Source organism: Chelativorans sp. (assembly GCF_031180965.1).
Classification (GTDB): domain Bacteria; phylum Pseudomonadota; class Alphaproteobacteria; order Rhizobiales; family Rhizobiaceae; genus Chelativorans.
The window spans coordinates 25,088-46,331 of the sequence record NZ_JAPSLH010000031.1 but is presented as its reverse complement, the minus strand read 5'-3'; the positions used below and the strand labels follow the sequence as shown (position 1 = coordinate 46,331).

Annotated in this window: 18 protein-coding genes; 10 read left to right on the top strand and 8 right to left on the bottom strand. The window is 65.4% G+C overall.

Annotated features, from left to right (window positions below; translation table 11 throughout):
* Nucleotides 1–239 (top strand): hypothetical protein (locus RIN79_RS18465; protein WP_309086156.1); only part of this gene is annotated, 239 nt, incomplete at its 5' end.
* Here the strand turns inward: RIN79_RS18465 and RIN79_RS18460 are convergent.
* Together RIN79_RS18460 and infC are read right to left on the bottom strand one after the other, a co-directional pair.
* Complete coding sequence (locus tag RIN79_RS18460) at nucleotides 211–831, bottom strand: isoprenylcysteine carboxylmethyltransferase family protein (RefSeq protein WP_309086155.1); 621 nt, start codon at nucleotides 829–831, stop codon at nucleotides 211–213. The two genes, RIN79_RS18465 and RIN79_RS18460, sit on opposite strands and share 29 nt — an antisense overlap.
* A 55-nt stretch (nucleotides 832–886) precedes the next feature.
* The gene (infC, locus tag RIN79_RS18455) at nucleotides 887–1,423 is read right to left on the bottom strand and encodes a translation initiation factor IF-3 (protein ID WP_309086160.1); all 537 of its coding nucleotides are present in this window, start codon (nucleotides 1,421–1,423) and stop codon (nucleotides 887–889) included.
* Between the two features lie 186 nt (nucleotides 1,424–1,609).
* Between infC and RIN79_RS18450 the strand changes: the two genes are divergently transcribed.
* The 9 genes from RIN79_RS18450 to RIN79_RS18410 all read left to right on the top strand — a co-directional run bounded on the left by RIN79_RS18450 (nucleotide 1,610) and on the right by RIN79_RS18410 (nucleotide 9,342).
* Nucleotides 1,610–2,383, top strand: a complete 774-nt coding sequence (locus RIN79_RS18450) for an alpha/beta hydrolase (RefSeq protein ID WP_309086154.1) — start codon at nucleotides 1,610–1,612, stop codon at nucleotides 2,381–2,383.
* A gap of 129 nt (nucleotides 2,384–2,512) precedes the next feature.
* Nucleotides 2,513–2,929, top strand: a complete 417-nt coding sequence (locus RIN79_RS18445; protein ID WP_309086153.1) for a DUF2852 domain-containing protein — start codon at nucleotides 2,513–2,515, stop codon at nucleotides 2,927–2,929.
* Between the two features lie 114 nt (nucleotides 2,930–3,043).
* Nucleotides 3,044–3,802 (top strand): M48 family metallopeptidase, encoded by a 759-nt coding sequence (locus RIN79_RS18440; RefSeq protein WP_309086152.1) that lies wholly within the window; start codon nucleotides 3,044–3,046, stop codon nucleotides 3,800–3,802.
* Nucleotides 3,803–3,951: 149 nt separating this feature from the next.
* Entirely contained in the window at nucleotides 3,952–4,608 is a 657-nt protein-coding gene (locus RIN79_RS18435) for a phosphoribosylanthranilate isomerase (RefSeq protein ID WP_309086151.1), read from the top strand.
* Nucleotides 4,609–4,618: 10 nt separating this feature from the next.
* Complete coding sequence (gene trpB / locus RIN79_RS18430; RefSeq protein WP_309086150.1) at nucleotides 4,619–5,839, top strand: tryptophan synthase subunit beta; 1,221 nt, start codon at nucleotides 4,619–4,621, stop codon at nucleotides 5,837–5,839.
* 3 nt (nucleotides 5,840–5,842) lie between these two features.
* Complete coding sequence (gene cutA / locus RIN79_RS18425) at nucleotides 5,843–6,172, top strand: divalent-cation tolerance protein CutA (RefSeq protein ID WP_309086149.1); 330 nt, start codon at nucleotides 5,843–5,845, stop codon at nucleotides 6,170–6,172.
* The gene (gene trpA / locus RIN79_RS18420; protein WP_309086148.1) at nucleotides 6,169–7,011 is read left to right on the top strand and encodes a tryptophan synthase subunit alpha; all 843 of its coding nucleotides are present in this window, start codon (nucleotides 6,169–6,171) and stop codon (nucleotides 7,009–7,011) included. Before cutA ends, trpA begins: the two co-directional genes overlap by 4 nt.
* A 48-nt stretch (nucleotides 7,012–7,059) precedes the next feature.
* On the top strand, nucleotides 7,060–7,992 hold the full coding sequence (gene accD / locus RIN79_RS18415) for an acetyl-CoA carboxylase, carboxyltransferase subunit beta (RefSeq protein ID WP_375165973.1): 933 nt from the start codon (nucleotides 7,060–7,062) through the stop codon (nucleotides 7,990–7,992).
* Nucleotides 7,993–8,019: 27 nt separating this feature from the next.
* Complete coding sequence (locus RIN79_RS18410; protein ID WP_309086147.1) at nucleotides 8,020–9,342, top strand: folylpolyglutamate synthase/dihydrofolate synthase family protein; 1,323 nt, start codon at nucleotides 8,020–8,022, stop codon at nucleotides 9,340–9,342.
* Nucleotides 9,343–9,418: 76 nt separating this feature from the next.
* Here the strand turns inward: RIN79_RS18410 and trxA are convergent, their stop codons facing one another.
* The 6 genes from trxA to RIN79_RS18380 all read right to left on the bottom strand — a co-directional run bounded on the left by trxA (nucleotide 9,419) and on the right by RIN79_RS18380 (nucleotide 21,190).
* Complete coding sequence (trxA, locus tag RIN79_RS18405; RefSeq protein WP_309086146.1) at nucleotides 9,419–9,742, bottom strand: thioredoxin; 324 nt, start codon at nucleotides 9,740–9,742, stop codon at nucleotides 9,419–9,421.
* A 73-nt stretch (nucleotides 9,743–9,815) separates the two neighbouring features.
* Nucleotides 9,816–13,337, bottom strand: a complete 3,522-nt coding sequence (gene addA / locus RIN79_RS18400; RefSeq protein ID WP_309086145.1) for a double-strand break repair helicase AddA — start codon at nucleotides 13,335–13,337, stop codon at nucleotides 9,816–9,818.
* Nucleotides 13,334–16,465, bottom strand: a complete 3,132-nt coding sequence (addB, locus tag RIN79_RS18395; protein WP_309086144.1) for a double-strand break repair protein AddB — start codon at nucleotides 16,463–16,465, stop codon at nucleotides 13,334–13,336. Before addB ends, addA begins: the two co-directional genes overlap by 4 nt.
* Complete coding sequence (locus tag RIN79_RS18390; RefSeq protein ID WP_309086143.1) at nucleotides 16,462–17,184, bottom strand: nucleotidyltransferase family protein; 723 nt, start codon at nucleotides 17,182–17,184, stop codon at nucleotides 16,462–16,464. The genes addB and RIN79_RS18390 overlap by 4 nt, the downstream gene beginning before the upstream one ends.
* A complete protein-coding gene (tsaE, locus tag RIN79_RS18385; protein ID WP_309086142.1) occupies nucleotides 17,181–18,677 on the bottom strand; it encodes a tRNA (adenosine(37)-N6)-threonylcarbamoyltransferase complex ATPase subunit type 1 TsaE in 1,497 nt (498 codons plus the stop codon). The genes RIN79_RS18390 and tsaE overlap by 4 nt, the downstream gene beginning before the upstream one ends.
* Nucleotides 18,677–21,190: an ATP-binding protein gene (locus RIN79_RS18380; protein WP_309086141.1), complete on the bottom strand. Its 2,514-nt coding sequence runs from the start codon at nucleotides 21,188–21,190 to the stop codon at nucleotides 18,677–18,679. Before RIN79_RS18380 ends, tsaE begins: the two co-directional genes overlap by 1 nt.
* Between the last annotated feature and the right edge of the window lie 54 nt (nucleotides 21,191–21,244).

The window sequence follows — 21,244 nt, the reverse complement described above, 5'->3', positions numbered from 1 at the left end:
CCTTGAACCGCTTCTTGACGGCAGACTTCGTCTTCATCTTGGGCATTTTGCTTCTCCGAATTTTAGGCGCCGAGCGCCTGGTTCTTATCGAGCGAAAGCTCGCAAGCATTACGAGCCGCCACGGCATGCCCTGCCGGACGGCTCACACGAACGGCGGGCTTATAGCCCCATGTCGCAACAATCGCAACAGCTTTCCCGGCTTGCTCGAGATCAATGAAACCAGAAGAGGACGGGGATGATCCCCATTTCCTGGCCTTCCTCCACCAGTTCGAAGAACGGGATGGAGGCGAGGAAGACGAGGCCATCGAGCAGCGTCCGGTTGAAGATCTCAGGCCTGAAGGTGACCTCAACCTGGTCCCTGAAGAGCCGCGGATTGGGGAGGAAGCGCGGCACGTGCTTGAGATAGGCGAGATAGGGCGCGCCGAGCATGACCTTCAGGTGCCGCTCCTCGCGCAGCGCCACGAGGTAGAAGGCCGTGGCACAGAAGGCGGCGGAAAGACCCGCGATGACCAGGCTCCCCGTCTGCGCGCCGACACCGCCCGCCGCGATTGTGGAGAAGAAGTAGAGCGGGTTGCGCGTGACAGAATAGGGACCGGTGGAAACCAGTTCGGCGGATTTCCGCCCGCCGATATAAAGAATCGACCAGAGCCGGCCGCCGATGCCGACAAGAATGAAGGCAAGACCGAAGGACTCGATCCGCTCATGCCCCAGATCGTCATGCAGCGAACCACCGAAGATGAGCAGCACGCAAACGATGCCGATAAGGAACGCAAGCACGTAGCGGCGCGACGACTGGAATGCAGCCATCGCCCTGGCGGTCTCGCCACTCATATTCAACCCCGCATCCAGCGAAAGGACTGTCGGCGAGGGTTGAACCGCATCTTGGTTATTTCGGGGCGAGAACCATCATCATCTGGCGCCCTTCGAGCTTCGGCTCGGCTTCCACCTTGGCGATCTCGCCCACATCCTCACGGACGCGGTTGAGCAGCTTCATGCCCAGCTCCAGATGGGCCATTTCACGACCGCGGAAGCGCAGCGTCAGCTTGACCTTGTCGCCTTCCTCGAAGAAGCGGCGCACCGAGCGCATCTTCACCTCATAATCATGGGTGTCGATGTTCGGACGCATCTTGATCTCCTTGATCTCGATGGTCTTGGTCTTCTTCCGCGCCTCGGCCGCCTTCTTCTGGCTCATATATTTGAGCTTGCCGAAATCGGCGATCTTGCAGACGGGGGGTTCGGAATTGGGCGCAATCTCGACGAGATCCAGGCCCGCCTCCTCGGCAATCCTCAAAGCTTCATCGATCGGGACAATGCCGCGATTGTTGCCCTCGTCGTCGATGAGCTGAACCCGGGGGACCCGGATTTCGCGATTGGTACGGGGGCCTTCCTTGACGGTCGGCGCCGCTTTGAATGGTCTGCGAATGGTCGTTGTCTCCTCAGCTGTTGCGGGAATCGCTGTGGCCCGAAGCGAGCCGAGCGCTATGTGGGCTTGCCGGGTCGAGTGTCAATAGCATAACCCGACGGAAGAATCACGCCCCGGGCGCGCGACCGCGCATAAAACGGGCGCACGCAAAATTCCGCTGCACGGCCGAGCCATAAGGAGGGTCTCATGGACGATGCCGAACCAACCGGTATCGAAGTCGACGGAAGAGCGATAGCGGTGCGTCATCGGCCGGGCCGCTCTCCGGGACTGGTGTGGCTCGGCGGCTACCGCTCGGACATGAAGGGCACGAAAGCGCAGGCCCTCGACGCTTGGGCGCGCGAGCACGGGATCGCCTGCACCCGGCATGACTATTCTGGCCACGGTGAATCCGGCGGCGCCTTTGTAGAGGGGACGATTTCCCGCTGGCTCGCCGAGAGCCTGGCCGTCTTCCGCCGCTTCACGGATGGCAAGCAGATTCTCGTCGGCTCCTCCATGGGCGCGTGGATCGCCTTGCGCATGGCGCAGGAGTTGCACAAGGCCGGCGAGGGCGCGCGCGTCGGCGGACTTCTCCTGCTTGCGCCCGCACCCGACTTCACCAGCGAGCTTGTCGAGCCGAAGCTCACCGAAGCGCAACGGGAGGCGCTGGAAAGCCAAGGCTATTTCGAGAAGCCGTCCGAATACTCCCCTGAGCCTTATATCTATACCCGCGCGCTTATAGAGGACGGCCGAGCCAACCGGGTGCTGGAGGGGATCATCGACACCCATTGCCCGGTCCATATCCTGCAGGGGATGGCCGATCCGGACGTGCCTTACGCCCATGCCATGCGGCTGGTGGAGCACCTCCCGGTGGACGACGTGACGCTCTCGCTCATCCGCGATGGCGACCACAGGCTTTCGCGCCCCCAGGACATCAGCCTCATGCTGCGCGTGGTCGCTTCCCTGGTAGAGCGGGCCCTATAAGCGCGAAAGGGATTCCAGGTTCCTGCGCTTTTTTGGCAGGCTATCTCTTGAAAGGGTGTTTTTACCTTCCCATTTCGGAAGACGCGGCCGCGCCCCGACCTTCAACCCCTCGATGAGGAACTGGTGACGATGACCACTTCTGCCCTGATCCGCCCCGCCTGGACGCCGGCGACGATCGCCCTCATGGTGATCGGCTTTATGGTGTTCTGGCCACTGGGCCTTGCCATGCTCGCCTATATTCTCTGGGGCGACCGGCTCACCGAGTTCAAGCGCGGCGTCAATCGCACGACGGACGGCCTCTTTTCCAACTGCCGCCGCGCCACCCGCAGCTATGCCAGCACCGGCAACGTCGCGTTCGACGACTGGCGGGCCAAGGAGCTGGAGCGGCTGGAAGAGGAGCGCCGCAAGCTCGACGCCATGCGCAACGAGTTCGATGAATATGTACGCGAGCTTCGCCGCGCCAAGGACCAGGAAGAGTTCGACCGCTTCATGCGCGAGCGCAACAATCGCGGGCCGAATGCTCCGACCGTGACGGATCTCGGCTGATCCCGAGCCAACCGGTTCTCTCAACGGCGCCCCAACGGGCGCCGTTTTCATTTGCGGAACTCTCCGCCATGACCCCCTCCCCCGCCGCCGTCCGAATCACATATTCTTGCGGAAATGCTGTCCCGTCTTCTGAAGCGCACCCCACCGAAAGCGAAACCTGCCGCCGAGCGCATCCACCTGGTTGCCGGGCGGGAGCTGCCGCTCAAGATCGTGGAGAATGATCGTGCCCGACGGCTGACGCTGCGGATCGCGCCGGCCGGCGGAGGCTTGCGCGTTACCGTTCCGCCGGGCTTTTCGGCCCGTGAGGTGGACCGTTTCCTGGAGCGCCATCGCGGCTGGATCGAGGAGCGGCTGAAGAAGCTGCCGGAACAGCCGCTGGTCCGGCCGGGCATAAAGATACCGGTGCGCGGCGTGGCGCATCTGATCGTGCATGAACCGGGCACCCGCGGAACGGTCACCGTCGCGACGATCGACGGCGAGCCGGCGCTCATCGTCAACGGGGACCGGCGGCATCTGCCGCGCCGTATCGCCGACTTCCTGAAGCGCGAGGCGCGGCGCGAGATCGAGGTGCTCGTCGCCCGCCACACATCCGCGGTGGGACGGAAGGCCAAGGCGATCCGCTATAAGGACACGACCAGCCGCTGGGGATCTTGCACCTCGGACGGGGTGCTGTCCTTTTCCTGGCGCATCATGATGGCGCCCCCTGCCGTGATCAACTATCTCGTGGCGCATGAGGTGGCACATCTTGAGGAGATGAACCACGGCGCGGACTTCTGGAAGCTCTGCGAGAGGCTGTGCCCGGATACCGACCGCTGCAAGGCCTGGCTGAAGAGGAACGGAACCGCGCTGCAGGCGATAAGGTTTGCCCACTGAGCGCATCGGGGCAATGATCGCCGTTCGCTCGGTTGTCTAGACGATCCGACAAATGAGCTGAGGCATACTGGTTCGGGAGGCGCCTCGACGACCCGGCGGCTGCTACCCTCTCCCTCGACACCGGCACCATTTCGTGCCACTCCCACCGAATGCAATTCGACATCAAAATGTGCGGGCTCAAAACCGACGACGCGGTCGCCGCCGCGCTCGATGCTGGGGCGACACATATCGGCTTCATTTTCTTCGCCAGGAGCCCGCGCCATGTTGCGGTCGAGACTGCCGGCCGCCTTCGGCAGGCGGCGCTCGGACGGGCGAAGGCGGTAGCCGTTTCCGTGGATGCCGATGACGAGACCCTGGAAGCCATCGTGGAGGGCATGCGGCCCGACATGCTGCAGCTTCACGGACGTGAAAGCCCCGCACGGCTGGCGGACGTGAAAGAGCGCTACCGCCTGCCAGTGATGAAGGCGGTCTCGGTGAGGGACGCGCGCGACCTGGAAGCAATGGCCGCCTATCGCGGGGTCGCCGACCGCTTCCTGCTCGATGCCAAGCCGCCTGCCGGCGCGGAGCTTCCCGGCGGCAACGGCCTCCCCTTCGACTGGTCGCTGCTTGCGTCGCTTGACGGGGACGTGGATTACATGCTTTCCGGTGGCCTTACCGCAAACAATATCGGCGAGGCGCTGAGCATCGCCAGGCCGCGTGGCGTCGATATCTCATCCGGCGTGGAACGCGCGCCGGGCGAAAAGGACCCGGAACTGATCCGCGCCTTCTTCAGCGCCGTGCGAGCCGCACGGGGCGAGCGCGAGTAACGGAGGCGGCATGAACAAGCCGGTCGAACCCAATTCATTCCGCACCGGACCCGACGAGCAGGGCATGTTCGGCATTTTCGGCGGCCGCTTCGTCGCCGAAACGTTGATGCCGCTGATCCTCGATCTTCAGGAGCATTGGAACGCGGCGAAGGCAGACCCGACGTTCAAGGCCGAGTTGCAGCATCTCAACACGCATTATACGGGACGCCCCTCGCCGCTCTATTTCGCGGAGCGGCTGACGGAGCATCTCGGAGGCGCGAAAATCTACTTCAAGCGCGACGAGCTCAACCACACAGGCAGCCACAAGATCAACAACTGCCTGGGGCAGATCCTGCTTGCCCGGCGCATGGGGAAGACGCGGATCATCGCGGAGACCGGTGCCGGCCAGCACGGCGTGGCGACCGCCACGGTGGCGGCGCGTTTCGGCCTGCCCTGCGTCGTCTATATGGGTGCAACGGATGTCGAGCGGCAGGCGCCGAACGTCTTCCGCATGCGGCTTCTCGGGGCCGAGGTGAGACCGGTGACGTCCGGCCACGGCACGCTCAAGGACGCGATGAACGAAGCGCTGCGCGACTGGGTGACCAATGTCGAGGATACCTACTACCTGATCGGCACGGCCGCTGGACCGCACCCCTATCCCGAACTGGTGCGCGACTTCCAGTGCGTCATCGGGCACGAAACGAAGGAGCAGATGCTGGCCGCGGAAGGCCGCCTGCCGGACCTGCTGGTGGCAGCCGTGGGCGGCGGCTCCAACGCCATCGGTCTCTTCCACCCCTTCCTTGACGACCGGCAGGTGGCGATGGTGGGCGTAGAAGCCGGCGGCAAAGGCCTTGAAGGGGATGAGCACTGCGCGTCGCTTACTGCCGGGCAGCCGGGCGTGCTGCACGGGAACCGCACCTACCTCCTGCAAAACGAGGACGGGCAGATCAAGGAGGGGCACTCCATCTCGGCTGGTCTCGACTATCCCGGCATCGGACCGGAACATTCCTGGCTTAAGGAGCTCGGTCGCGTCGAGTATGTGCCCATCATGGATCACGAGGCGCTGCAGGCGTTCCAGCTTCTCACCAGGCTCGAAGGCATCATCCCGGCGCTTGAACCATCCCATGCACTGGCGGAAGTGATCAAACGCGCACCGAAGATGCGCAAGGACCAGATCATCGTGATGAACCTGTCCGGCCGCGGCGACAAGGACATCTTCGCCGTCGCGAAGCATCTCAACATGGACGTCTGAGGCATGGCGCTGCGTTTCATCGATATCTGGGTGAACTGCCCCGACCGGGGGACGGCGGAGAGGATCGCCGAGGTATGCGTCAGCGAAAGACTTGCCGCCTGCGCCAACATCCTTGCGCCGATCGCCAGCCGCTACCGCTGGAAGGGCGCGGTGGAGCAGGCGGACGAGATACCTCTGCTGCTCAAAACGCGGGCGGAGCATTTCAACGCCGTCTGCGAGGCGGTTCGCCCGCTGCACCCTTACGAAGTCCCCTCGATCACGGCGACGGACATCAGCCATATCGACCAGGCCTATGCCGACTGGCTGCGCGCCGAGACGAAGGAACCGGCATGACCACCCGCATCGACAGGCTCTTCACCAAGCTCAAGGCTGAGAACAGGCCGGCGCTCGTCACTTATGTCATGGGCGGCGATCCGGGCTACGAAACCTCGCTTTCCATCATGAAGGCGCTGCCCCAGGCCGGCAGCGATATCATCGAGCTGGGAATGCCCTTCTCCGACCCGATGGCCGACGGTCCGGCGATTCAGGCGGCGGGTCTGCGTGCCCTCAGAGCTGGGCAGACCCTTTCGAAGACGCTGGAGATGGCGCGGAGTTTCAGGGAAGACAACGAGCAGACGCCGATCGTCTTGATGGGGTACTACAATCCCATTTACATCTATGGCGTGGATCGCTTCCTGTCCGATGCGAAAGCGTCCGGAATCGATGGCCTCATCATCGTCGACCTGCCGCCGGAAATGGACGAGGAGCTTTGCCTGCCTGCCATTCGCGCCGGCATCAATTTCATCCGCCTGGCAACGCCGACCACGGATGACAGGCGCTTGCCCAAGGTGCTCGAGAACACATCCGGCTTCGTCTACTACGTATCGATGACAGGCATCACGGGCTCGGCCTTGCCGGACACCTCGAAAGTGGCGGCGGCGGTCTCGCGCATCAAGGGCCACACCCGCCTGCCTGTCTGCGTTGGTTTCGGTGTGAAGACGGCGAGCCAGGCGCGCGCCATCGGCGCGGCAGCGGACGGCGTGGTGGTGGGCACTGCGATCGTCAATGCAGTCGCCAATGTTCTCGGCCCCGAGGGCAAGATGACCGCCGATCCGGCCGAGGCGGTGGCGACGCTGGTGCGCGGTCTCGCGCAGGGGGTGCGGGAGGCGAGAGCCCCGGCCCCCGCCGAATAACGGACATTTTCTCCCGGAATATGTTCGGAGAGGAAGGGAGTACCTGGCATGAACTGGATCACCAATTATGTGCGGCCGAAGATCAACTCCATGCTCGGCCGCCGCGAGATGCCGGAAAACCTCTGGATCAAGGATCCGGAGACAGGCGAGATGGTCTTTCACAAGGACCTGGAGGAGAACCAATGGGTGATCCCCTCCTCCGGCTATCACATGAAGATCTCCGCCAAGGAGCGGCTCAAGCACTTCTTCGACGGGGGTGCCTATGAGGCACTCGAAAACCCCAAAGCGGCAGTCGATCCCCTGCGATTCCGCGATGAGCGGCGCTATGTCGACCGCCTGCGCGATTCAAAGGCAAAGACGGGCCTTGACGATGCGGTTCTGAACGCCGTCGGCCGCATTGAGGGACTGGAGATTCTCGCGACCGTACAGGACTTCGCCTTCATGGGCGGCTCGCTCGGCATGGCGGCCGGCGAGGCGATCGTGCGCGGTTTCGAGACCGCCGTGCAGCGGCGGCTGCCGATGGTCCTCTTCGCCGCCTCGGGCGGCGCGCGCATGCAGGAAGGCATCCTCTCGCTCATGCAGTTGCCACGCACCACGGTGGCGGTGGACCGGCTCAAGGAGGCCGGGCTGCCCTATATCGTGGTGCTGACCAATCCCACGACCGGGGGCGTGACGGCCTCCTACGCGATGCTCGGGGACGTCCACATCGCAGAGCCGGGGGCGCTTATCGGATTTGCCGGCCCGCGGGTGATCGAGCAGACGATCCGCGAGAAGCTGCCGGAAGGCTTCCAACGGGCCGAATATCTTATGGAGCACGGCATGGTGGACATGGTCGTCTCGCGGCTGGAGATGAAAGCCACCATCGCCCGGCTGCTCAAAATCCTCCTCAAGACGCGCGATGAAACCCAAGAAGAGCCCGAGCGGCTGGAACTGCCTGCGCCCACGCAGGAAGCGGCAGCGGAAGCCGCAATGCATGCCTGATCGCGCCCGCAAGGTTCCGAAACATCCATGAGTGCCGCCGAGCGCGTCATCGACCGGCTGATGACGCTCCACCCCAAGGGGTTCGACCTGTCGCTGGAGCGCATTGGCCGGCTTCTTCAGCGCCTCGGTGATCCGCAGGAAAAGCTGCCGCCGGTGATCCATATCGCCGGCACCAACGGGAAAGGCTCGGCCGCAGCCTTCTCACGCGCGCTGCTGGAAAGCGCCGGCAAGGCAGTGCATGTGCACACCTCGCCGCATCTCGTGAGCTGGCACGAGCGCTACCGCATGGGCGCCCGCGGGGGCGGCAGGTTCGTCGAGGACGCAGTTCTGGCGGACGCGCTGGAGCGTGTCGCCGAGGCCAATCAGGGCGAGCCGATCACCGTCTTCGAAATCCTCACGGCCGGGATGTTCCTGCTCTTTTCAGAGCATCCGGCGGATGCCGCCATCGTCGAGGTGGGGCTCGGCGGCCGGTTCGACGCCACCAACGTGATCCGCAGTCCGGCAGTCAGCCTCATCATGCCGATCTCGCTCGACCACGAGGCCTATCTCGGGGATCGGGTGGAACTGATCGCCGCGGAAAAGGCGGGCATCATCAAGCCCGGTGTGCCGGCCGTCATCGGGCAGCAGGAATGGGATGCCGCGCGCGAAGTCCTCGTCGAGACGGCGGAGCGCCTCGAGGCGCCGTTCAGCGTCTATGGCCAGGATTTCATTGCGCTCGAGGAAAACGGCCGCATGGTCTATCAGGACGAGGACGGCCTGATGGACCTGCCGCTCCCGCGTCTAGTCGGCCGCCACCAGTACGCCAACGCTGCGGCGGCGATCGCCGCGGTCAAGGCGGCCGGCTTTACGGTCACCGACCGTACCGCGGAGGCCGCGATGCTGAGCGTCTCCTGGCCGGGGCGCATGCAAAGGCTGCTGGACGGGAAGCTGGTGACGCTCGCGCCGGACGATGCGGAGATATGGGTGGACGGCGGCCACAATCCAGGCGCCGGCGCTGTCATCGCCGAGGCCATGGCGGAGGCGGAGGAGAAGCGGCCGCGGCCGCTGGTGCTGATCACAGGCATGATCAACACCAAGGACCAAGCCGGCTATTTTCGCGCCTTCGAGGGCATGGCGCGGCACGTCTACACGGTGCCGGTGAACAATAGTGATGCCGGGGTACCCAATAGCGAGCTTGCGGCGCGGGCCATCGCGGCCGGCCTTTCGGCCGAGCCGGTGAGCTCCGTGGCCAATGCGCTGACGCTCCTTCGCGAGACCTGGGACGGTCTGGTGCCCCCGCGAATCCTGATCAGCGGGTCTCTCTATCTGGTCGGCGAGGTCCTGGCGGAAAACGGCACGCCGCCGGAGTGACCGGGCCGCAAACGGCGGACTCGAGCCGAAAAAAAGCCCGGCATTGCCGGGCTTCCGTATTCAGAATGCGGGCTAGTCAGGCTACCGCGCCGCCAATCCAGGCCGAAAGAGCGGTCTTCGGGGCTGCGCCCACCTTCATATCCGCCACTTCGCCGTTCTTGAACAGCATGAGCGTGGGAATCGAGCGCACGCCGTAGCGGGCCGCGAGTTCCGGATTCTCGTCGATATTGAGCTTGGCGACCTTCACCTTGCCCTGCATCTCCGTCGAAATCTCTTCGAGCGCGGGAGCGATCATCTTGCATGGGCCGCACCATTCCGCCCAGAAATCCACGACCACAGGCTCGCTCGCCTGCAGAACGTCGGACTGAAAATTGCCGGTATCGACCTTCACGGTGGCCATCAGGCTCTCCTTGTCTCGAAAGCGTTGCTCCGGATGTGGGGAGCAGCGGGGATGACTTCAAGCGGTTCTTTTCTCACGCTCCCGCGAGTCGGGCAAGCGCCGCGGCCATGGCTTCGCCGCCTACGGGAATAAGGCGCGGCGCCTCCGTGAAGAGCAGGGCCGCGGAGATGCGCCTGCCCGGATAGAGTGGCTTCAAGAGCTCGGCATAGAGCGCGATCTGCGCGATATAGGCGTCGGGCACCTCGTCCAAGTTTTCCGGCGGGGGCCGGTTGGTTTTGTAGTCGACCAGCAAGACCTCATGTTCCGTCGCGGCAAGACGGTCGACCTTGCCGCTCACTGCGCGGCGAACACGCCCCAGCTGAAGCTCACCCATAAGCGATACTTCCGCGCGCGAGCCAGGCGCGAAGATCGGCGCGAAGTCCGCGTCTTCCAGAACCGCCAGCACGGAGCGGAAGGCGTTTTCCCGCTCCGCATCGGGCCAGGCCGCCCCGACCCGCTGGAGATAGAGCCGGGCCGCGGCCTCCCGCTCGTGGGGCGGCAGCTCGGGAAGGATCTGCAGCAAGCGGTGCACCGCATTGCCGCGCGCGAGCGCCAGCCCCGGCTCGACGGCGCCGTCCAGCACCGGCGACCGCTTCAACGCCGTGGTTTCGTGTTCGCCCTCGATGAGCACGGCGGCGCCCGAAGGCGATAGCGGGCGCGGAAGGGTGGGCGGCGGCGGGGGCAGCGGCTGCAGCAGTTCGGGCGGCAAGGGGAAAGAAGCGATCTCCGCCGGCGCACTCTCCGCCGGCAGCTTTGCTGAAGGCGGCGTCACCTGAAAGCGCAGCACCGGCGCGCAGATTTCCGGATCGGCGAGCTCGACGGTTCCCGGCTGCTGAAGGAAGGCGTTGCGCACGAGAGTGTGCCATGTGGAGGGCGCCGGACCGCGCACGCCGTGATAGCCACAGACGATCAGCCGGTCCTCGGCGCGGGTCATGCCGACATAGAGCAGGCGGCGGTATTCCTCCGCCGCCTTTTCCCGAACCTCCGCCTCGAACCGGCGCGCCACGGAATTGGCGAGGTCCTTCCCCTGCCGCCAGAGGAATCCCTTCACCGGACTGTCCTTCATGCGGAACGGCATCAGGCAGGGCATATGGTTGTTGCTGACCGGAGCGCTGCCCGGATCGACCAGAAAGACCACCGGTGCTTCGAGACCCTTGGCCGCATGCACAGTCATGATGCGGATCTCGTCGCGCGACTGATCCATCTCGCGCTTGATCTCGGGCGCGGCTCCTTCGAGCGTGTCGAGGAACGCCTCAAGCCCCATGAGCCCCGTCTTTTCCGCCGTGAGGCAGAAAGACAGGAATTCGTCCAGGATATCGTCGGCCTCGTGCCCGAGACGGGCGACGAAGCTACTGCGCGCGCCTTCGCGCTCCGCCGTGCCCACGAGTACGCCCGCGTAGAACTCGAAGACCGGCTTGAACACGGCGTCGGACTGCCATGCTACCAGCATCTCGACGATCGCCGCGAGCCGCTGATCGGCCCTTGCCTTTTCCCTCAGCGCGGCAAAGAGCGAGACGTCTTCCGCGCGCGGCCAGGCAAGGCGGAAGAGCGCCTCCTCGTCGAGCCCGAAGAGCGGGCTTTTCAGTATGGCAGCAAGTGAAAGATCGTCATGCGGCTGCAGAAGGAAGCGTCCGAGCGCCATCAGATCCTTGACGGCGATATGCGCGGTGAGCCGCAGGCGATCGGCGCCGGCCACCGAAATCCTCCGGTTCTTCAGGCTGCGTGAAAGCGCATGGACGAAGCGGTCGCGCTTCCTGACCAGGACCATGATATCGCCCGGCCTGAGATGCCGGGCCTTGCCCTCCAGCACCTCGCCGTTCTTGAGCCAGCCCTGGATCCTGGCCGCGATCACCTCTGCCAGGCGGGCGGCAGGCGCGGAGGCATGGTCGACGGCCTGGGTCCAGTCGTCAGGCTCTTCCACGATGTCCGGGCTGAGCGGCGACCAGACCTCCACATAGCCGGGGGCGTTCTCGCGAATGGCCTTGTGTTCTATCGGCTCGGGGTCCCGCGTCAGCCCGCGCCGGGCCTCCTCGCGCGAGAAGACGAGATCGACCGCGCGCAACACGTCCTCGGTCGAGCGAAAGGAGCGTGTGAGCCGCACGCGCTCGAAGCGGCCACCGGCCTCCGGCACACGTTTCTTGAAGCTCATCCCGCTCTCGGCGAAAGCGTCCGGCTCCGCGCCTTGAAAGGAGTAGATGGACTGCTTCTCATCGCCGACGGCGAAGATGGTGCGCCCGATCCCGTCGCGCGCTCCTTTGCCGGCAAAAAACTCTTCCGCAAGATGCCGCACGATCCTCCACTGCTCGGGGCTGGTATCCTGCGCCTCGTCAATGAGGATGTGGTCGATGCCGCGATCGAGCTTGTACTGCACCCAGGGTCCGACATCGCCACGCGAAAGCAGCCGCACCGTGCGCATGATGAGATCGTTGAAATCAAGGAAGCCGCGCGCGCGCTTCAGCCGCTCGTAGCGGGCGATCAGCGCGTCGGCGATCCTGAGCGCTGCCGTCGTGGCGCTCAGCATCCGGAAAAGCGCCAGCCGATCGCAGGCCTGGCGGAGCGTCTCCGCCGCCTGCGAATAGCGCTCGTAGACGCCCGGCAGCCTGCTCTTCAGCTCCGCCTTGAAAGCCTTCTCCCCATAGAGCTCACCTTTGTCGGTAAAGAAGCCCTTCTTCAGCAGGTCGAGGCGGAGCACAGGGTCGGTCTCCGCAAAGGCTTGCGAGGCGGAGGGGACGATGTTGTTCAGCACTGCCCTGGCATCGCTCGCCTCCGCCGCCTGCACGAAGCGCCCGAATTCCTGCGGGCTGAAGCCGGGAAGCGGCCAGACGGAACGGGCTATCGCGTCTGCCCTCTCGTCCGCATCAAAGCCGAACTCGGCGAGAAGCGCCGCATAGGGAGTGCCCTCGTCCGCCACCTCATCGATGAAGTGCCGCAGGTCGTCACGCTTGGCAACGATCTCGGCGAGCAGCGCCTGCATGCCGCTCTCGCCGCCGCGCTCCAGCACTTCAGCGAAAGCCTCCGCCATCGGCCCGTCCTTCTCGGTCGCGATACTGGTCAGAAGATCGCGCCGGGCTTCGGCAAACAGCGCCTCCTCCATCTGCTCGTCGAGCAGCTCGAAGTGGCCGGCGATATTGGCCTCCAGCGGAAACTGGTGGAGGATCGCTTCGCAGAAGGCGTGGATGGTCTGGATCTTCAGCCCGCCCGGCGTTTCCAACGCGCGGGCGAAGAGCTGGCGCGCCCGGCGCAGCTTTTCCGGCCCGGGCCACCGCCCCTCCAGCTTCGCCACCTCCCCGGCGAGGGCTTCGTCGGACAGAAGGCTCCAGCTGGCCAGATTGTCGAAGACGCGGTTGGCCATATTGGCGGCGGCCGCGCGCGTATAGGTCAGGCAAAGGATCTTTGAGGGGTCGGTGCCCTTGAGCAGCAGCCTGATGACGCGCTGGGCAAGCACATGGGTCTTGCCAGAACCGGCATTGGCGGACACCCAGGCTGAAAGCCCCGGATCGGAGGCGAGCGCCTGGGCTCGCAGCGTCTCTTCGGGAATGCGGAATTTCTCCTTCATCCCGCCGTCTCCCCTTCTTCGGCATCGCCACCCGCCGACCATTCCAGCACGCGCGCCAGATGGTCGTAATCGCCCTCCATGTCTCCTTCCTTGAAGGGCAGCGCACGAGAAAGGTAGCCGGCTTCCGGATTGTCATACCAGGCAAGCAGCTTTTCGAGCCTTTGCCATGCTTCCTCGGCAAGCTCGGGCCCTGTTTTCTCGCTGTCTTTGACCTTCAATATCGATTCCGGCTCGACCGAACCGTTCGCCTTCAGCCGCACATAGAGGAGTTCCGCGGGCGGCGGGCTGCCCAGCCCGGTGAAGGCACCACGGGCGAGCAGCGCCGCCTCAAGCGCAAGCTGCGGCGCCAGGAGGCGATGCGCCTGCACCTTGGATGGAGTCGAGCCGGTCTTGTAGTCGATGATATCGGCGCGGCCGTCGCGCCGCACATCGATGCGATCCGCGCGGCCGGAAAGCAGCTTGCCCGTTGCGCCCACCTCGATAGGGGAGGCACGAATCTCGGCATGCCGGACCGCGATGCCTCCTGCCCGGGTGCGCTCCCAGCCGATCACGCCATGGGCCGTGCGCTCGAAGCGCGGCCACCAGACCGCCTGGACGTCTACGGGGAGTTTCGTTTCAGCGAAGAGCCGGCGCCCGGCATCGAGAAGCTGCTCCAACGCGTCGGGCGCATCGGGCTCGACGCCCGACTGGACGAAAACCTGCAGGATATCGTGGAAGAGGGTACCCCGCTCAGCCGCGCCGGGATCGCGGATGAGCGGGTCGAGCGGAAAGAGGCCGAGGATGCGCCGGGCATAGACCGCGTAAGGATCGCGCCGCAACGTCTCGATCTCCGTGACGGAGAAGCGCCGCGGCCGGGCTTCGAGCGGTGGCTTTGGGGAGGGGCGGCGCGCAAAGGGAACATCCTCGCGCTCTTCGAGTGCGTGGGCCCAAGCGATGAAGCGCTGCCCCCTCGCCCGCATGGCAGCGGTTTCCGCGGGGCCGGCGCAGGCGGCGAGGCGCTGCAGCCAGCGCGAGGCCACGGCCGGCGCGCCTTCCGAGCGCGCGGAACGGGCAAGCACGATTTCCGGCGCGCCAAGCGCCATCATGAAATCATGGGCGGCAAGGCCGATGCGCCGCTCCGGCGGCTCAAGCTTGAGTTCGCCCTTCATGAGGCGCGACATGAACCGATCGGACGGCGGCACTTGCGGCCATGTGCCCTCGTTCAGGCCGCCCAGCACCAGCGTGTCGACGCTCTGCAACCGCGCTTCCAGCGTGCCCCAGATCGCCACCCGGTGATCCGCGCCCATTGCCGGCTTCACAACTTCCCCGGCGATCAACGCGGAGAGTACATCCGGCCATTCGGAAAGCTCCACGGCGGTGCTGGATTGACTTTCCACGACCTCGCGCAGGAAGCGCGCCAGCGCCTCGCCCGCCTCGCCGCGATAAAGATCAGTCACCGCACCGTCCGCATCCCGCGCTAGGCCTTCAAGCGCCTCAACGGACGCACGGGCGAGTTCCGGCAGGCCGATTGGCCCGGACGACCTCAGCCTTGCCAGCGGCGCGATCGCCTTCTCTATGGCTGAAAGGACCTGCCGCGCGTCACTGACGTCCCGCCTTGTTAGCCGGCTTATCCAGAACGGCTTCCGCGCGTTCTTCAGGGCGGCTTTGTAGCGCTGCTCGAAAAGTTCTGCCAGTGCGGTCACGTCCGGACGGCCGGTCCCTCCGCGCAGGGCGCCGAGTTCTATCAGTTCCGCTGCCCTGCGAACCGTCTCGCGTGCCAGCCCCACCCGCAGCAGCGGGTGTTTCAGCATCGCGACGATCACCACCGGCTCGCGAGGCCGGCAGACCGCCTCCAGCATCAGGCGCAGCAGCGTGGCCGGCACGCTGTCGGCAAGGAGGGAACCGCCCGAATCGTCAGCCCGGATGCCGAAGCGACGCAGCTCCGCCGCAACGCGCCGGGCGAGCGCCCGGTCGGGCGTGACAAGCGCCGCATTGGCCCCCTCGCGGGCTATCGCTTGGCGCAGAGCGACGGCGATGGCCGCCGCCTCCTCGCGCTCATTTGCCGCCTCGATGAGGCTGACCCCGGCCAGGGCGCCGTCGTCCAGCGCCCGATCCACGGCCTGCCGGTTGGCCGCCCAGAGTTCCGTCGTCTCCGCCGGCCGCAGCGCCTCGCTCAAAATCCTCCGCCGGGCGGCCAGCGCGGCCTCAGGCCTGGCGAGTTCCTCGACCGCCATACGCGTCACCCCAATGGTGGCGATTAGCTTCTTCAGGCCGAACTGCGGATGGCCACAGGAGGAAGGTTCCTCGCTCGCGCCCACCGCCTGCCAGGAGGCGTCGTCCAGCTCGAGGTCGAGCCCGGGCAGCACCACAGCACCGCTCGCAAGACGGGAAATCGTCCCCAGCAGGCGCGCCGTGGCCGGGATGGAGCCGGTCGACCCGGCGGCGATGACCGGTCCGCGCGGCGGGTTGCGGACAAGCCGAGAGGCCTCGGCCGCCAGCATCGCATTGCGGTACGCCGCGGGATTGGAGCGTCCCCGCTCGGCAAGCAAATCGGGCCAGAGCCGCGTGACGATCTCGAGAAATTCGAGCGTGACCTGCCACCAGCCGGCGAGCTCCTGCGGGACGAGATCGGCGAGCCTTGACCAGTCGGCCTCCTCGGTCTCCACATCGTCCATGAGGCCGGCGAGATCGCGGGCGAGCCAAAGACCGTCGCTCACCGAAGCCGGGACGACCACGCCCTCCTCGAAAAGCGCGGCCACATGTGCGGGCACTCGAGCCTTCCACGCCTGCGCCAGACGGCCGAGCAACAGGATGCGGTCAAGCTTCGGGATGGGAGGCGCGTGGTTGAGCGCCGCGACGCCGGCTTCCGCGTCCAGATCAGCAAGCTCGGCTTCGAACTCGCCCAAGGGGCGGATCACGGGAAGAATGGCGGACACCCCGCCAAGCCGCTCGACGAACACGCTCCGGAGCTCCCGCGCCGCACGCCGGGTCGGCAGATAGATCGTCGCGTCAGCCAGCGCCAGCGGGTCGCCGTCATAGCGGAAACCGGGAACGAGGCGGCCGGCGAGGAGCGCGTCGGCAACAGCCGGCAGGAAGGGAACGCCAGGCGGAATGGAGAAGACGCGCGGTGCGGTGCGGAGAGAGTTCACGAGACCACGCCGAGGCGCCGCAACACGGCTTCGGCCGGGGCGATCGCGTCTGGCGTGCCGACGGTGATCCAGTGTCCATCGAGCGGCAGGCCGAACATCCGCCCGGCGGCGATGGCGCGGTCGAAATAAAGGTTGAGCGAATGCGGAGCAGCGGACGCGCCGGCGAGCATGCGCGGATGGAGTATGGTGGCTCCGGCATAGATGAAGCCAGTCTCGCCTGCGCCTGCGCGCTTCAGCCGCCCCTCATGCTCCATGGTGAAATCCAGCCTGCCCGTATGGCCTGTCGCGAATGCCGGATCGGCGAGCAGGATCAGAATATCCATGTGCAGGGGATCCCACGCTCGCGCCAGCCGGTCGAGATTGCCTTCCGAGCGGTCGATCCAGAATGTGTCGGCATTGAGGATGAAAAAGGGCTTTTCCCCAAGATAGGGCAGCGCCTTCACGATCCCGCCGCCGGAATCGAGCAGTGTCTCGCGCTCGTCGGAGATAACGATGCGGGGTTCGCTGCGGCGGGCCAAGTGGGCGAGCATCATATCCGCAAGGTGATGGACATTGACGACCGCCGTGCCGACCCCCTGCTGCTTCAGCGCGTCGAGGCCCCAGTCGATGAGCGCCTTGCCGCCCACGGAAATCAGCGGCTTCGGCATTGTTTCGGTCAGCGGCCGCATGCGAAGGCCGAGCCCCGCCGCAAGCACCATGGCCTTTTCCGGCACCGTCATTCGACCTCTCCATCCAGAAAGCGCTGTTCGTGGTAGAAGGCGCGAAGACCGGCAAGAGTGGGGTGCTCCAAAACCCGGTTCAGATAGGTACGGATGCGAGGCAGATGGCGCAGATAGAACGGCTTGCCGTCGCGCTGCGAAAGCCGCACGAATATACCGAGCAGCTTGGTGTTCCGCTGGGCGGCAGTGATGGCATAAGCCTCCTCGAAAGCGGCGCGGTCGAAGCGTGGCGACCGGCGCGCGGCACAATAGGCCGCAAGGATCGCCGCTTCGAGCGGCTCCGGGACGGTCACGCGCGCGTCGAGGGCAAGCGACGCGACATCATAGGCAGCCGGCCCCCAGACCGCATCCTGCACATCGACAAGGCCCAGCCGGTCGAGTCCCTGCTTTTCGCCGCGCCAGATGATATTGGGCGAGTGGAAATCGCGCAGGACGAGGCCCTGCTCAGCCTGTTGCAGCCGTCTGAAGAGGCTTTCCCATAGCCGGCTAAATTCGTCGCGTTCCGACTGGCTTGCAGGGCGATCCTTCACGAAAGGCAGGTACCAATCGAGCAGCAACTCCGTTTCGATCCCCAATGCGGCGTGGTCGTAGGGCGGCGGAGAATAATCCAGCCCCTCGGCCACCGGAAAGCTTTGCGGCCACTTACGCTCATGCAGCCCTGCCAGGAGTTCGGCTGCCGCGAGATAGCGCTCCGGGATGGGTGTTCCCTGTGAGCCCAGAAAATGCTCATCACCCAGATGCTCGGTCAAAAGCAGGCCCTGATCGAGATCCTGCGCATGGATGCACGGAGCGGAAAAGCCCGCATCGCGCAGCGCGTTGGCCACGCCGACAAAGGCGGTCACCGACTGGGCCAGCCGGGCGATGCGGCTGTAGGGCAGCCCATCGCGCACGATTGGCTCGTCGCGCCTTTGCGGCGCGTCCATAAGGATGAGGCGGTGGTCCTCGGTCGATATGGTTTCATAGGCACGGACCGAAGCGTCCCCCAGGAGATAGGTCCGGCGCGCGCCGGTGTATCCCGCCCGGTCAAGAAAATCGCGGATAGCCAGGGAATGGGCAATCCGCTCCGCTGCGCCGGGCGGCGCCGAGATCTCCGCCTCCCGCCCAGCGCCGCTCTCGCGCAGGACAAGGGCAATGGCATTCGCGAAAGCGCCAGGCGCGCGCTCTGGCCATTCCACGAGGACGATCCCCTCGGCCAGCGCTTCGGCAAATCCCAGTTCCTCCAACTCTTCCGGCTGGGCAAGTCGGTAGAGGTCGAAATGGTGCACGGGAATGCGCAGCGCGTAGCTCTGCACGAGCGTGAAAGTGGGACTCGGCACTTCGAGCTGCCGTTCGCCCGCGATCGCCCGGATGAGGGCGCGCGCAAGCGTCGTCTTGCCGGCTCCGAGATCGCCGCTGAGCGCCAGGACGTCCCCGGGCCGCAGCGCCAAGGCGAGGTCGTCCCCCAGCAGATCCGTCGCCTGCTCGTCGGGCAGAAAGCGCGCAAAGAACTGCATTATTCCGCCGCAGCGCGGACCCGCGTGGGCGCCAGCGGGAAACGGCAAATCACGGTCGTACCGCGTCCGGGGCCGGTGTCCACATCCACGCTGCCTCCATGAAGCTCCACGAAGCTCTTCACGATGGACAAGCCGAGCCCCGCGCCGCGCCGGCGGCCGCCATTGCTGCGCGGCTCAAAGCGCTTGAAGATGGTTTGCAGCACCTCGGGTGGCATGCCGGGGCCGTCATCATGGACACGGAACTCCACGGCATCGTCCACCCGCTTCGCCGAAAGCGTTATCCTGCCGCCTTGCGGCGCGTAATTGGCGGCATTGCTGAGCAGGTTGTAGAGGATCTGCCGGATGCGGTTTTCGTCCGCATAGAAGCTGACCGGCGCCGCGTCCACCGCAAGCTCCAGCGAGATGTTGTGCTCGCGCAGCCGGTCCGCCACGAGTTCCGCCGCCGCTGTCACGATCGGCCGGATCTGCACCTCGCCGATTTCCAGCTCCATGATGCCGGCGTCGACGGTCGCCAGATCGAGAATATCGTTGACGATGGTGAGCAGGAGCGAGGAGGAGGAGCCGATATGGTCCACATATTCGCGCTGGCGCGGGGTCAGGGGCCCGGTGGTTTCCAGCGCCAGAAGCTCGGTGAAGCCTATGATATTGGTGAGCGGCGAACGCAGCTCGTATGACACGTGCTGCACGAAATCGTTCTTCAGCTTGTCGGCGCGTTCCAGCGCCTCGTTCTTCTCCTTCAGCGCGCGTTCCACATTCACGCTGTCGGTGACGTCCACGAACGTAAGCATCACCTGTCCATTGGGCAGATGCACGATCGCATAATGCAGTACCGTGCCATTGATCAGCTCGGTGCGGCCGTGGCTGTCGCGCCTCTCATCATCAAAGCCGGTGACGGCGGCGACGAAGTTCCCCCATGGGCTTTCCACTGCGACGGGATCGCAGGCCGCCTTCAGCACGGAAATGTGGATGTCCGGGCCGATCAGCCTCTCTGGAATGCCCCACAATGTTCGGAAGGCTGGATTGGAAAGGCGAAGGCGGCCATCCGAGCCAAACACCGCCACCCCTTCGGCAAGATTGTCCAGCGTTTCGCTCTGCACCTGCACGATGGCGTTATAACGGCTTTCCAGATCGATCTTTTCAGTCAGGTTCTCGAAGACCCACGTGACCCCGCCCTTATGCTGCGGGCTCGCAACCACGCGGATCGTGCGCCCGTCGGGCAGATGCCACCAGTGCTCCTGCGGCTCCACCGAGCGATAGGCGGAAAGGAGCTGCTCCTTCCAGCGCCGCCACTCCGGTTGTTCGGCGAGCTTTCCGTCGCTCCGCAACCGGTCGAGGAGCAGCGCGTTCTCTGGCCGGCTGTCCAGAAATGCCGGATCGAGTCCCCACAGTTTCTGGAAAGCTTGATTGTAGAAGCGCAGCTTCTGGTCCGCACCGAAGATAGCGACGGCAGTCGTCAGCTGATCGAGCGTATCGGAATGGCTGCGCACGCTGCTTTCGTATTCGCGCCGCAGCGCATCCGTATCGCTCGTGTCGAGCGCGATGCCGGCGCTGCCGTCGCGGCCGGCGAAATCGGTGACGGTGAAGACGCGGCGATCGCCCCTGACGACGGTCGAAAGCGGCTCGCGGAAGACGGGCTTGTCCCGGTGATGCTGCTCCAGGGCGGTGCGTGCGGAGGTCGGCAGAAGCTCGCGTCCCTCGCGGACCGCGGTTCCCAGGTCGTCGGCTTCCACCGCGCGCGCATAGGCCGCGTTCACCCATTTGAGCCGACCGGCCTCGTCGCGCAGCCAGAACGGCATGTCGAGGGCGTTGAGCAGGCCCAGAATGCTGTCGTGATCGACGCGCAGACGCTGATGATCGAGTTTCAGTCTGGCGTGCTCTGCCTGAATGGCCGAGAGAGAGACGAAGCGGATCACCGAATGCAGCGCGGACTTGCGTCCCTGCACCTCCAGCAATGGACCCTTGCGCGTCTCGACGACGAGGTCGAAAGCGGTTCCATGATCGCGCAGCGCCGTCGCCGCGCGATCGAGCGCCGAAGCGGATTTCGGCATCAGCCAGCGGCCGAAGGCAAGGAAGGTACTGCGGTCATGCGGGGCGCCGCTGTCGGCGGGAAGCTCGCCGACAACGGAAGGGCGGTCCGCGGCCCCGGACCAGACCACTATACGCTGGTCCTTGAGATTGAGCAGCGCCTCCGCGCGGGAGAGCGCGTTGGAGAGTTCCGCGACGCGGCTTTTGAGCTCCACATTCTCGGCTGCGGTGCGGCCACGCTCGCGAATGAGCCAGATCGCGCAAAAAAGCGCAGCGCCCATAACACCCGCGATGATGGAAAGCTGGATGATCTGCGGCGTGCCGACGGAAATCATGCCCTGCTGGGCGGCAGCGATATTCCAGGTCAGCGCCGTGCTGCCCAAGGCCGGCAGCAACGGCCACGCCCACCTGCCCGCCCTTCGCCCTCGAATCTTCCTATGGGCCTGAGGCCCAGCAGCCCCGCCGCCGTGCGGGTCCAGCCTCGGCATGCCTCGCTCCTCTCCGCCGCCCGATGATCAAGACCGCCCCGAAACGCACCGACC

Bases quoted from the DNA above. Each gene is read 5' to 3' on its own strand.
- RIN79_RS18460 (WP_309086155.1), bottom strand. From the start codon at position 831: ATGAGTGGCGAGACCGCCAGGGCGATGGCTGCATTCCAGTCGTCGCGC.
- RIN79_RS18450 (WP_309086154.1), top strand. From the start codon at position 1,610: ATGGACGATGCCGAACCAACCGGTATCGAAGTCGACGGAAGAGCGATA.
- RIN79_RS18445 (WP_309086153.1), top strand. From the start codon at position 2,513: ATGACCACTTCTGCCCTGATCCGCCCCGCCTGGACGCCGGCGACGATC.
- RIN79_RS18440 (WP_309086152.1), top strand. From the start codon at position 3,044: ATGCTGTCCCGTCTTCTGAAGCGCACCCCACCGAAAGCGAAACCTGCC.
- RIN79_RS18435 (WP_309086151.1), top strand. From the start codon at position 3,952: ATGCAATTCGACATCAAAATGTGCGGGCTCAAAACCGACGACGCGGTC.
- trpB (WP_309086150.1), top strand. From the start codon at position 4,619: ATGAACAAGCCGGTCGAACCCAATTCATTCCGCACCGGACCCGACGAG.
- cutA (WP_309086149.1), top strand. From the start codon at position 5,843: ATGGCGCTGCGTTTCATCGATATCTGGGTGAACTGCCCCGACCGGGGG.
- trpA (WP_309086148.1), top strand. From the start codon at position 6,169: ATGACCACCCGCATCGACAGGCTCTTCACCAAGCTCAAGGCTGAGAAC.
- accD (WP_375165973.1), top strand. From the start codon at position 7,060: ATGAACTGGATCACCAATTATGTGCGGCCGAAGATCAACTCCATGCTC.
- RIN79_RS18410 (WP_309086147.1), top strand. From the start codon at position 8,020: ATGAGTGCCGCCGAGCGCGTCATCGACCGGCTGATGACGCTCCACCCC.
- trxA (WP_309086146.1), bottom strand. From the start codon at position 9,742: ATGGCCACCGTGAAGGTCGATACCGGCAATTTTCAGTCCGACGTTCTG.
- addA (WP_309086145.1), bottom strand. From the start codon at position 13,337: ATGAAGGAGAAATTCCGCATTCCCGAAGAGACGCTGCGAGCCCAGGCG.
- RIN79_RS18390 (WP_309086143.1), bottom strand. From the start codon at position 17,184: ATGACGGTGCCGGAAAAGGCCATGGTGCTTGCGGCGGGGCTCGGCCTT.
- tsaE (WP_309086142.1), bottom strand. From the start codon at position 18,677: ATGCAGTTCTTTGCGCGCTTTCTGCCCGACGAGCAGGCGACGGATCTG.
- RIN79_RS18380 (WP_309086141.1), bottom strand. From the start codon at position 21,190: ATGCCGAGGCTGGACCCGCACGGCGGCGGGGCTGCTGGGCCTCAGGCC.